Source organism: Allomesorhizobium camelthorni (assembly GCF_011045125.1).
GTDB lineage: Bacteria > Pseudomonadota > Alphaproteobacteria > Rhizobiales > Rhizobiaceae > Allomesorhizobium > Allomesorhizobium camelthorni.
Genome location: NZ_JAAKZF010000117.1, coordinates 1 through 10999, shown reverse-complemented (window position 1 = coordinate 10999; position 10999 = coordinate 1). Strand labels below are relative to the sequence as shown.

Here is a 10999-nt window from a genome sequence, read left to right as displayed (position 1 = left end):
GACAAGAACGGTGACGCTGCGGCCTTCCAGCAGCGCGGCGACCAGACGATCCGGCCCGTGACTCTCTGCGGTCGCTTCCGGCCCACTGCTTGTCGCGCCCGTGTCGGCAAAAACGTCACCCGGCAGGGCCTGACCAGCCGTCGCCACCAGCCCGGCCACTACCGCGGCAAGGCTCGCCGCCTCGCCGCCCGGCGGAACGCGAACGACGGCCCGGGCATCGGCATCCAGACGGGATGGCCGCGCCGAGAGCATGAGCAACCTGGTCTGCCGCCGCCGCGCGCCGTCCCGCAACAGATACTCGGTGACCGGATTTTCCTCGGTCACATTGCCACCGACGACCAGAACGCACTCGTTGCCGATCACCTCTTCCAACGGCGCGCGGCTGTAGAAGCCCGCCACTAACGGGCCGAGCGTATCGAACGGCGTGGACCAGCGCGACGAGCAGTCGATGTTGTTGGTCCGGAATACCGTCCGCATCAGCTTCTGGAATTGATAAAGCATCTCGTTGGGCATACGCGGCGAGGCCAGCCCACCCATAGCCTTGCTCTCAACGGCCGAAAGGCGCCGGCGCAGGTAGTCCCCCGCTTCGTCCCAGGAAACCGGAACCAGGGCGCCGTCACGACGGACCATCGGACGCTTGATCCGGCTCCGGCTCTCGACGAAGTCGAGGCCGAAGCGGCCCCGCACGCAGAGCGTTTCGCGATTGACCCCGTGCTCCTGCTTCGAGCGGACCCGCATGAACTCGCCCTTGCGCGCGCCGACGGTCAACTGGCAGCCAGTGCCGCAATGCGGGCAGACCGTGTCGGTCTCGGCCAGATCCCAAGGCCGTGCCTTGTAGCGATAAGGGAAGCTCATCAGCGCGCCGACCGGGCAGACCTCGACGCAGTTGCCGCACTGGTCGCAACTGGCGAGACTGCCCTCGAAGCCGGTAACGGCCGTATCCATGCCTTTCTCGACGGTGCCCAAGGCGACCGCGCCGACCACTTCCTCGCACATCCGGACGCAGCGCTGGCACTGGATGCAGCGGTTGACGTTCATGATGATGACGGGGCTGAGACGAATGTCCTTGGAGTGGAAGACGCGCTTTGCGTCGTGGAACAGGCTCTGGCGCGGCCCATAGGCCATCACCTGGTCCTGAAGCTCGCACTCGCCGCCCTTGTCGCAGATCGGGCAGTCCAGCGGATGGTTGGCGAGCAGCATATCGAGCATGGAAGAACGGGTCTGCTCGACCAGCGGCGTGTTCGTTCGCACCACCATGCCGTCGGCAACCGCGGTGGCGCAGGAGGGTTGCAGACGCCGCTGCCCTTCGATCTCCACCAGGCACATGCGGCATGAAGCCAGCGCCGGCAGTCGCTTCAGATAGCAGAAGGTCGGGATGTCGATGCCCAAACGCTCGGCGGCCTGCAGCACCGTAGAGCCTGCCTCCACTTCCAGCGTTTGTTCATCGATCACAATCCTAAGCATGGTTTCCTCGCGGCTCTCCGCCGGCGCGCCCTCAGTGAAACGGGCACCTCCGCTCCTCGATATGGGCGCCGAATTCATCTTCGAAATGCGCCAATGCCGCTCGCAGCCCCATAGCCGCGCCGTCGCCCAGGGCGCAGAACGTGTTGCCGAAAATCCCCTTGCACAGCGCTTCCAGCTGTTCCAAATCGTCCGGCGCGCCCTGCCCCGCCTCGACTCGGCGCAGCACCTTCACGACCCAGTTCAGCCCTTCTCGGCAGGGCGTGCATTTCCCGCAGGACTCGTGATGGAAGAACTCGATGATCCGGGTGGCGACCTTGACCATGCAGGTCGAGTCGTCGACCACGATCACTCCTGCCGAGCCGAGCATCGAGCCGGCGGCTGCGAGCGAGTCGAAGTCCATCCCGACATCCAGCCCATGCTCCGGGATCAACGGCGCCGAGACTCCGCCGGGGATCACCGCCTTGATCTTGCGCCCAGGTGGCGGCCCGCCGGCGTGATCCTCGACCAGTTCGCGCAGCGGTATGCCCATCGGCAATTCGTAAAGGCCCGGTTTCCTCACCTGCCCGCTGAGACAATAGAGCTTTGGGCCGGGGCTCTTGTCCGGGCCGATGCCGCGGAACCAGACCGGGCCGCGCATCACGATATGCGGCACGCAGGCCAGTGTCTCGACGTTGTTGATCACGGTCGGGCTGGCATAGAGCCCTTCGACCGCGGGAAACGGCGGCTTCAAGCGCGGCTGCGCCCGCTTGCCTTCGAGCGAGTCGAGCATCGCGGTCTCCTCGCCGCAGATATAGGCGCCGGCGCCGCAATGGATGTGCACGACGAAATTGAAATCCGAGCCCAGTATCCGTGTTCCCAGATAGCCCTTCTCATGGGCCTCGGCGATCGCCTGCTCCAGCCGCTGGATCGCCAGCACGTATTCCCCGCGGATGTAGACATAGGCCGTTTCGGCCCCGATCGCATAGGCGCCGATCGCCATGCCCTCGATCAGCTGGTGCGGATCACGCTCCATGATGATCCGGTCCTTGAATGTGCCCGGCTCGCCTTCATCGGCGTTGCAGCAGAGATATTTCGGCTTGCCGGCCCGCTTCGGCACGAAGCTCCATTTCAACCCCGTCGGGAATCCGGCTCCGCCGCGGCCACGCAGGTTGGATTCCTTGACGAGGTCGATGATCTCGTCGGGCGTGTGCTCGTGCAGCGCCTTCGCCAGCGCCTGGTAGCCGCCGCCGGCCTCATAGCTCGAAAGCAGATGGCCATCCGGCACGTCCATGTTTTTGAGAAGGACCGGTTCGAACATGGCGGCTACTCTCCCGGCGGTGCTGCGGCGGCGAGTTCGGCGCCAGTCGCTTGCCCCGCCGCCGCGCGCAGCCTGTCCAAGAGCGCGTCGATCCGCGCGATGTCGAGGTCGCCGTGATAGTCGTCGCCGACCTGCATCACCGGGGCCATCTCGCAGGCACCGAGGCATTCGACGGTCGAAAGCGTGAACAGCCCGTCCGGGGTCGTGCCGCCCTTTTCGATCCCCAGCACCGTCTCCAGATGCCTCAGCAGGTCCTCGGATCGGCGCAGCATGCAGGAGAGGTTGTCGCAGAGTTGCAGGTGGAACAGACCCACCGGCTCGGTATGGAAGAGGGTGTAGAAGGTCGCCAATTCGTAGACCCAGACCCGCTCGACACCGAGGATGTCGGAGACCTCTTCCAACACCGGGCCGGGCAGATGGCCATGTTCCTTTTGCGCGATCAGAAGCGCGGGCATGATCGCCGAGCGCTGGTCGGGATACCGCGCCGCCGCCGCCTCGATCTGTTCGCGCATGTTCATCGCGTCCAATCCCCTGCTACTTGTCCACCTCGGCCATCACAGGGTCGAGGCTGCCCAGCACGGCGATCATGTCCGCCAGGTAGCGGGCATTGCTGACCCCGAACAGTCCCTGAAGGTTGACGAATGACGGTGCCCGCACTTTCATCCGGAACGGTTTTTGCGACCCGTCGCTGATGATGTAGAACCCGAGCTCGCCCTTTGGCGCCTCGATCGCCGAATAGACCTCGCCCTTCGGCACCTTGAAGCCATAGGCCGAAAGGTCGAAATGCTGGATCAGCGCCTCCATCGAGCAGTGCACCCTGTCCTTGTCCACCGGGAAAGCGATGGTCGGCATATCGACCTGGAACGGCCCCTCGGGCATCTGGTCAAGGCATTGCTCGATGATCCGGACGCTCTCGCGCATCTCCTCGACGCGGCATCGCCAGCGGGCGAAGCAGTCGCCCTCGTCGCGGGTGATGACGTTGAAGTCCAGCCGGTCGTAGATCTCGTAGGGCTCGTCGCGGCGGATGTCCCAGTCGACGCCCGAGGCCCGCAGGTTCGGGCCGCTCAGGCCAAGATCGATGCCGTCCTCGGCGGAGATCACGCCGATCCCCTGCGTGCGCTTCAGGAACACCCGGTTGTTCTCGACCAGCCGTTCATAGTCGCGGATCCGATTCGGGAAGATGTCGCAGAACTCCCTGATCTTGGGGAAGAACCCGTCGGGCAGGTCCTCGCGCACACCGCCGACCCGGCAGAAGGAGGTGTGCATCCGCGCCCCGCTGATCATCTCCAACAGGTCCATGATCATTTCACGCTCGCGCATGGCGTAAACCAACGCGGTCATGGCGCCCAGGTCCATCGGCAGCGCGCCGGTGATCAGGAGATGACCGGAGATCCGCGCCAGTTCGGCCATCAGCACGCGGATATATTGCGCGCGGATCGGCGCTTCGATGCCCAGGAGCTTCTCCACCGCCAGCGCGAATGCGAGATTGTTCGAGGGCGGGCAGAGGTAGTCGAGCCGGTCGGTCAGCGGAAAAATCTGGGTATAGGTAAAGCTCTCGGCCAGCTTTTCGGTGCCGCGGTGGAGGTAGCCGATGTGCGGGTCCACGCGCGCGACATACTCGCCCTCCAGCTCAAGGACCAGCCGCAGCACCCCATGCGTGCTGGGATGCTGCGGGCCGAGGTTGAGCAGCACCTCCTTTGTGTCGAGCGCTTCGCCTGCCGGCCTGCTCAGTTCCGTGACTTCGGTCATCTCAAGTTCCCGGCGTTGAAGGGCCTCCCTTATGGAATGTTCTTGGTTGCGAGGTCGGGTTGCGTCGGCGGCCGGCCTTCGGCGCCAAACGGGTTCAGCTTGTCCTTGTAGCCGCGGAGCGGAAAGTCCTTGCGCTGCGGGAAACCCTCGAATTCTTCCCACATGTAGATCCGGCGCAAGTCGGGATGGCCCTCGAACCTGATCCCGTACATGTCCCAGGCCTCACGCTCATGCCAGTTGGCGGTGCGCCAGACCCCCGTCACCGACGGAACCCGCGGCGGATCGCCGAGACGGCACTTGATGCGAACGCGCCATTTGTTCGGCAGCGAATAGAGGTGGTACACCGCCTCGTAGCGGGGCGCCTCGGGGTGATGATCGACCCCGCAAATGTCGGACAGGAAATCGAACCGCAGCGCCGGGTGTTCCTTCAGAAACCGGCAAAGTTCGACGATCAAGTCAGGCGGTGAGGCGAAAGCGTGAACCCCATGCGCGAAGCCAAGCTCCTCGATTTCCCGCCCGAAGCGTTCCGCGATCAGGGTGCGGATGAGGGATATCTCCACGCTCATGATGCTGCAACCCGATCCAGAGGCGTCCCGGCCAGCGCCCGGGATTTTTTGATCTTCTCCTGAAGCAGAAGGATGCCATGCATCAGCGCCTCGGGCCGCGGCGGGCAGCCGGGCACATGCACGTCCACCGGCACGAAAGTCTCCGCCCCCTGCACCACGGCGTAGGTGTTGTAGACCCCGCCCGAGATCGCGCAGGTGCCCATGGCGATGACCCAGCGCGGTTCCGGCATCTGGTCGTAGAGCCGGCGCACGACAGGCGCGAACTTCCGCGTCACGGTACCGGCGATGATCATCACGTCGGACTGGCGCGGCGAAGGCCGGAACACCACGCCGAACCGGTCGAGATCGTAGCGCGCACAACCCGCCGAGATCATCTCGATGGCGCAGCAGGCGATGCCGAAGGTCTCGGGCCAGAGCGCCGACCGCCGGCTCCAGCTGATCACGCTGTCGGCGGTGGTGAACAGCACGCTGTCGCGAATCGTTTCGCCTACTCCTCCCATTCCAGCGCTCCCTTCAGCCAGGCGTAGGCGAAGCCCACGATAAGCAACAGCATGAAGACAAACATCTCGATATAGCCGACGAGCCCGATCTCCTTCAGCACGACCGCCCACGGAAACAGGAACATAGCCTCGACGTCGAACACCACCAGCAAGATTGCGAGGATGAAGAACTGCACCCTGAAGCGGCCCCCGGCTGCCTCGCCCGCCGGGTCCATGCCGCATTCATAGGGCATGTTCTTCGCCGGATAGGGATTTGATGGGCGCAGTAGCGAGGAGACAAAAAGCGTCGCCATCGCCACCAGAACAATTCCGGCGACCATGAAAAGAACCGGCAGGAATTCCATTCCAGTCATGTCGCGCTGCCCCGGTTACCACCGAGGGCGTTGCTCAGGCCGCCACCGACCCTTCGGACCGGTGATGCGGACCCCCGGGAAGCGACTTGGGCATTCCTTTCTTGCACCATCAGAGTATTCCGTTGGCCGGATCATTGCAAATCCAACCGATCAGCCGCCAAACACGGAATGTTGAGCAAGTCTCAGAAACCAAGCCGGAAATAGGCCGATGCCGATGGTGCCGGCGGCGGTGATGGCGAGTGTGGCGCGGACCGAGGGCGTCAGCGCCGGGTCGAAGGCTCCCTCCGGCTCCGGCTCGCGCATGTAGATCACCATGACGATGCGGATGTAGAAGTAGGCGGCGACGGCGCTCAGCAGCACTGCGATCACCGCCAGCATGACGAAACCCCGCTCGACTAGCGCGACCAGCACATAGAACTTGGCGAAGAACCCGGCCGTCGGCGGAATGCCGGCCAGCGAGAACAGATAAAGCAGCATTAGAAGCGCCAGCCCGGGATGCGACTTAGCCAAACCCGCGTAATCCTCGATGACCTCGCCTGAGAAATCGCCGTTCCGCATCATGATGACGGCGGCGAAGATTCCGAGATTCATGAAGGCGTAGATCAGCAGGTAGAGCATCACGCTGGCAATCCCGTCCGCGCCGCCGGCGACCACGCCGAACAGCGCGAACCCGGCATGGGCAATGCTGGAATAGGCCAGAAGACGCTTGAAATTGTCCTGCACCAGCGCCACGAAACTGCCGAGGGCCATCGTCGCCACGGCAATGACCGCGACAATGATCCAAGCGTCCGAGGCGGCGACCAGCGGGTTGAGGAACACCCGCAGGATCACTGCGAACCCGGCCGCCTTGGGGGCCACCGACATGAAGGCGGTGATCGTCGTCGGCGCACCTTCATAGACGTCCGGCACCCACATGTGGAACGGCACCGCGCCGACCTTGAAGACCAGCCCCGCGACGATGAAGACCACCGCCAGCAGCAATCCGGGATCAAGCGGATCGCCGGTCACCGCCGCAGCCATCCCGTCCAATTGCGTCGTGCCGGTGATCCCGTAGACCAGCGAAACGCCGTAAAGGAAAATCCCGGTCGAGACTCCGCCAAGGATTACGTATTTCAGCGACGCTTCGTTCGACCGCCGCTCTCGCCGCAGGAAGCCGGTCAGCACGTAGGTGGAGAGCGCCATCAGTTCGAGGCCGACATAGATCGACAGGAGATCGGTCGCCGAGGCCATGATCATCATTCCCGAAAGCGCGAAGAGCAGCATGACATAGTATTCGCTGCTCCCGATCTTTTCGATCTCTGTATATTTTCGCGAAAGGAGGAATGTCAGGATGGTGGCCAAGTAGAACACGCCTTTGAAGAAGCCCGCGAAGCGGTCGGCGATGAACATGCCCGTGTAGGCCGGCCGCACCTCGCCCGCCAGCATGAGTGTGCCCAGGGCGGCAATCAGCACGATCGCAACGGAAGCCGAGACAAGGAAATGTCCCTGCCCCTTTCGCACAAGCTGTCCCAGGATCAGCAAGATGCAGGCCCCAGCGACCACCACGATCTCGGGCAGGCTCGCTAGGATTGACTGGAAAAGCGCGGCAGCGGTCATTGGCCGCCCCCGTAAGAGTGCACCTGCGTGAGCAGATGCCTCACCGAGGGGCCGATGATGTTGAGAAAAGGTTTCGGATAGAGCCCGACCCAGAGCACGAAGACTGCCAGCGGCAGGATCGCCGCCAGTTCGCGGGCGTTCACGTCGCGAATCTTGAATCGCGCGCCGACGCTGGCTGGACCGAGCGCGACTTTCCTGTACATGCCAAGCAGGTAGGCCGCGCCCAGCAGAGCCCCCAGAACGGCGGCGGCGCCGGCAGCCAGATTGGCCGCAAACGCGCCCGACAGCACCAGCAACTCGCCCACAAACGAATTCGTTCCCGGCAGCGCCATCGACGACAGGGTGAACAGCGCAAGAAACGCGGTATAGACCGGCGCCGCCTTCATCAGCCCGCCATAATCTGCAATGCTGCGGGTGTGGGTCCGCTCGTAGATCAGGCCGACGAACAGGAACAACGCGCCCGTCGTCACGCCATGGTTGAACATTTGCAGGATGCCGCCCTCGAGCCCGCGGAGGTTCAACGTGAAAATACCCAGCGTCACGAAGCCCATGTGGCTGATGCTGGAATAGGCCACCAGCTTCTTGAGGTCATCCTGCGCCAAGGCAAGCAACCCGCCATAGACGATAGCAAGCGCCGAAAGGGCCAGCATCAGCGTCGAATAATGCATCGACGCCTCCGGCAGCATCGACAGCGAGAACCGCAGGAACCCGTAGGCGCCCATCTTCAGAAGCACGGCGGCAAGAACGATGCTGCCCGCCGTCGGTGCCTGCACATGGGCGTCCGGCAACCAGGTATGGACCGGGACCATCGGCACCTTGACTGCGAAGGCGATCAGGAAGGCGAAGAACAGCCAGGACTGGACCCCGAACGGCAAGTCCTGCTCCGTCAGGGCGAGGATGTCAAAGGTCTCGCCGCCGTGGAAATAGAGCACGATGACTCCGATCAGGAACAGCAGGCTGCCAGCCAGCGTGTAGAGGAAGAACTTGAACGCCGCATAGACCCGGCCGTCGCCGCCCCAGACGCCGATGATCACGTACATCGGGATCAGCATCGCCTCCCAGAAGACGTAAAACAGGAACAGATCGAGAGCGCAGAAGACACCGAGCATCAGCGTCTGCATGACCAGCAGGCTGACCATGAACTCCTTCACCTTGCGGTCGATCGCGACCCACGAGGCGAGCACGCAGATCCAGCCCAATAGCGCGGTCAGGAACACGAAGAGCGCGCTGATTCCGTCGATGCCAAGCGCGTAAGTGATCCCGAGCGCGGGCACCCACGGGCGCGTCTCGGTGAACTGCATCTCGTGGGTAGTGGTGTCAAAGCCGGCCAGCATCACGATGCAGAGAGCGAAGTCGAGGACGGTGACGCCCAGCGCCGTCCATCGCACCTGATCGTCGTTGCGGAGAAGCATCAGAACCGCTGCCCCGGCGGCGGGCATGAACACGATGAGGCTAAGCAGCGGGAACGCCATGGCGCCCTACCGCCACACCACGGCGAAGACGGCAATGGCTGCGATCACACCGACGATCATCGCCAGCGCGTAATGGGTCACGACGCCGGTCTGCAGCTTCCGCAGCGCGCCGCCACCGCGCAGGATCGAGCGGGCGATGCCGTTCACGACGGCGTCCACACCGTTGAGATCGATCCGCAGTCCGGCCCGTGCCGTCCCGTGCAGTATGGGCAGCACCGCGGTCTCGGACACGTCGCTCACCGCCTTCTCGTAGCGCGCCAGCGGTTTTTCGGCGAGCCACATGAAATGCCGCGCGCCTTTGCGGTAGAACCAGTCGGTGTCGATGCTGATCGTGTTCTCGGGGTCAAGCGCCCTGAGGAACAGCACGAAGCCCAATGCGGTGAACATCAGTATGCCGAGGCTCTCGGTGATATGGACGCCGGTGTAGGGTTCGAAGTCGACCGGATGGGGCAGAAGCGCGTAAAGTGGCTGGGGGAACACCCCGATCGCGATGCAGAGCACCGCCGCCATTCCCATCGCAACCAGCATGTTGCGGGGAGGTTCCCGCGCTTCCAGTTTCCGGTCCGTGCCGAAGAACATGTAGTACGGGAGCTTGAGCCCGGTGTGCAGGAAGGTCCCCGACGACGCCATCGTCAGCGCCAGCACCACCAGCGCTCGGTGATCCTGCCCGGCGGCTGCCACCACCATCGACTTGGTGACGAAGCCCGAGAAGAATGGAAACGCCGAAATCGCGAAAGCGCCGACCATGTAGAGCGCTACGGTCAGCGGCATGGTCTTGTAGAGCCCTCCGAGCTCGGTGAGCTTGCGCCGCCCGGTCACATAGATCACCGCCCCGGCACCCATGAACAGAAGCGCCTTGTAGAGGATATGCGCGAAGGCATGGCTTGTGGCCCCGTTCACCGCCATCTCGGTCCCGATGCCGACGCCCGCCACCATGTAGCCCACCTGGCTGACGATGTGATAGGCCAAGAGCCTCCGGCAGTCGTTCTCCAGCACCGCGTAGATAACGCCGTAGAGCGCCATCGCGGTACCGAGCCAGACGAGAAGCTCGGTCCCCGGAAACGCCCGCGCCAGCACATAGACTGCAGTCTTGGTGGTGAAGGCGCTCATGAAGACCGCCCCCGTGACGGTCGCTTCTGGATAGGCGTCGGTCAGCCAGGCGTTGAGCGGCGGCACCGCGGCGTTGAGCATGAATCCGGCAAGGATCAGATAGGCGCCAACGCCCATCCCGCCCGCGATCGGGCCAAAGAGCAGCGAGCCTGTCGAGAGCCCGTAAAGAATGACGCCGCCCAGCAGGACGACGCCACCGGTGATATGGACCATGAGATACCGGAACCCGGCGGCGATCGCTTGCCGGCCGCCTTGGGCGAAGACGAGATAGGCAGAGGCAAACGCCATGCCCTCCCAGAACAGGAACAGGGTCATGTAGTCACCGGCGAACACGACGCCGAGCGCGCTACCGACGTAGACGAACGCCGCCACATGCTCTCCGGCGCGCGTGAGGTGCAGCGCGTAGACCATGCCGATCAGCGCCATGATGGTGAAAACGGTGGCGAAGACGATGCTCAGCTTGTCGACCTTCGCAATCAGGAGTTCCTGCCCGATGAACTGCGCCGCACCGTAGCTGCCAGGCTGCATCATGAGCACGGCAAGGATCGCCAGCGCCGGGATCAGCAGCAGGTAAGCCTTCCGGATTGACCCTTTCAGGAAAGGGATCGGCAGGGCGCCGAAAATGAAGATGAGGGCGGGATGGACGAAGTCAGTCATAATAGTCCTCGCGCCGCATCAGGCCGCCCTGATGGCCGAGGAACTTGGAAACGAAAATCAGCAGCGCGCAGGAGCCGAAGCCGTAGACGGCGGACCAGCCAGGCAGACGGTCCCACAGGTATTCGGCGTGTTGGCGGGAGACCAGAAAGTCGGCGATGACGATCAGAACGAGCGCCAGATAAAACAGCCGGCGGCGCTGGTTCGCATGTCTCCCGTCACCAAAGAAATCGACGAT

The 10999-nt window shown here is 63.7% G+C and carries 11 protein-coding genes; all 11 read right to left on the bottom strand.

Annotated features, from left to right (window positions below; translation table 11 throughout):
* Positions 1-1464 (bottom strand): 2Fe-2S iron-sulfur cluster-binding protein (locus G6N73_RS32355; RefSeq protein ID WP_165034015.1); only part of this gene is annotated, 1464 nt, incomplete at its 3' end.
* A 31-nt stretch (positions 1465-1495) separates the two neighbouring features.
* The gene (gene nuoF / locus G6N73_RS32350) at positions 1496-2761 is read right to left on the bottom strand and encodes an NADH-quinone oxidoreductase subunit NuoF (protein ID WP_165034014.1); all 1266 of its coding nucleotides are present in this window, start codon (positions 2759-2761) and stop codon (positions 1496-1498) included.
* Between the two features lie 5 nt (positions 2762-2766).
* The gene (locus G6N73_RS32345) at positions 2767-3279 is read right to left on the bottom strand and encodes an NADH-quinone oxidoreductase subunit NuoE (RefSeq protein WP_165034013.1); all 513 of its coding nucleotides are present in this window, start codon (positions 3277-3279) and stop codon (positions 2767-2769) included.
* A gap of 16 nt (positions 3280-3295) precedes the next feature.
* Complete coding sequence (nuoD, locus tag G6N73_RS32340) at positions 3296-4510, bottom strand: NADH dehydrogenase (quinone) subunit D (protein ID WP_165034012.1); 1215 nt, start codon at positions 4508-4510, stop codon at positions 3296-3298.
* Positions 4511-4539: 29 nt separating this feature from the next.
* A complete protein-coding gene (locus G6N73_RS32335) occupies positions 4540-5076 on the bottom strand; it encodes an NADH-quinone oxidoreductase subunit C (RefSeq protein ID WP_165034011.1) in 537 nt (178 codons plus the stop codon).
* Complete coding sequence (locus tag G6N73_RS32330) at positions 5073-5576, bottom strand: NuoB/complex I 20 kDa subunit family protein (RefSeq protein ID WP_165034010.1); 504 nt, start codon at positions 5574-5576, stop codon at positions 5073-5075. The genes G6N73_RS32335 and G6N73_RS32330 overlap by 4 nt, the downstream gene beginning before the upstream one ends.
* Complete coding sequence (locus tag G6N73_RS32325; RefSeq protein WP_165034009.1) at positions 5564-5929, bottom strand: NADH-quinone oxidoreductase subunit A; 366 nt, start codon at positions 5927-5929, stop codon at positions 5564-5566. Before G6N73_RS32325 ends, G6N73_RS32330 begins: the two co-directional genes overlap by 13 nt.
* A gap of 150 nt (positions 5930-6079) precedes the next feature.
* The gene (locus G6N73_RS32320; RefSeq protein ID WP_165034008.1) at positions 6080-7525 is read right to left on the bottom strand and encodes an NADH-quinone oxidoreductase subunit N; all 1446 of its coding nucleotides are present in this window, start codon (positions 7523-7525) and stop codon (positions 6080-6082) included.
* The gene (locus tag G6N73_RS32315; protein WP_165034007.1) at positions 7522-8997 is read right to left on the bottom strand and encodes an NADH-quinone oxidoreductase subunit M; all 1476 of its coding nucleotides are present in this window, start codon (positions 8995-8997) and stop codon (positions 7522-7524) included. The genes G6N73_RS32320 and G6N73_RS32315 overlap by 4 nt, the downstream gene beginning before the upstream one ends.
* 6 nt (positions 8998-9003) lie before the next feature.
* Positions 9004-10764 carry a Na(+)/H(+) antiporter subunit D gene (locus tag G6N73_RS32310; protein ID WP_165034006.1) on the bottom strand — a complete coding sequence of 587 codons (1761 nt, stop codon included), beginning with the start codon at positions 10762-10764 and terminating at the stop codon, positions 9004-9006.
* Positions 10757-10999: hypothetical protein (locus G6N73_RS32305; protein WP_206079214.1), on the bottom strand; the 243-nt coding region annotated here is incomplete at its 5' end. The genes G6N73_RS32305 and G6N73_RS32310, both read right to left, overlap by 8 nt.

Excerpts from the sequence above, each read along its gene's own strand:
- G6N73_RS32325 (WP_165034009.1), bottom strand. The coding sequence starts at position 5,929 with ATGACTGGAATGGAATTCCTGCCGGTTCTTTTCATGGTCGCCGGAATT.
- nuoF (WP_165034014.1), bottom strand. The coding sequence starts at position 2,761 with ATGTTCGAACCGGTCCTTCTCAAAAACATGGACGTGCCGGATGGCCAT.
- G6N73_RS32330 (WP_165034010.1), bottom strand. The coding sequence starts at position 5,576 with ATGGGAGGAGTAGGCGAAACGATTCGCGACAGCGTGCTGTTCACCACC.
- G6N73_RS32310 (WP_165034006.1), bottom strand. The coding sequence starts at position 10,764 with ATGACTGACTTCGTCCATCCCGCCCTCATCTTCATTTTCGGCGCCCTG.
- nuoD (WP_165034012.1), bottom strand. The coding sequence starts at position 4,510 with ATGACCGAAGTCACGGAACTGAGCAGGCCGGCAGGCGAAGCGCTCGAC.
- G6N73_RS32320 (WP_165034008.1), bottom strand. The coding sequence starts at position 7,525 with ATGACCGCTGCCGCGCTTTTCCAGTCAATCCTAGCGAGCCTGCCCGAG.
- G6N73_RS32315 (WP_165034007.1), bottom strand. The coding sequence starts at position 8,997 with ATGGCGTTCCCGCTGCTTAGCCTCATCGTGTTCATGCCCGCCGCCGGG.
- G6N73_RS32345 (WP_165034013.1), bottom strand. The coding sequence starts at position 3,279 with ATGAACATGCGCGAACAGATCGAGGCGGCGGCGGCGCGGTATCCCGAC.
- G6N73_RS32335 (WP_165034011.1), bottom strand. The coding sequence starts at position 5,076 with ATGAGCGTGGAGATATCCCTCATCCGCACCCTGATCGCGGAACGCTTC.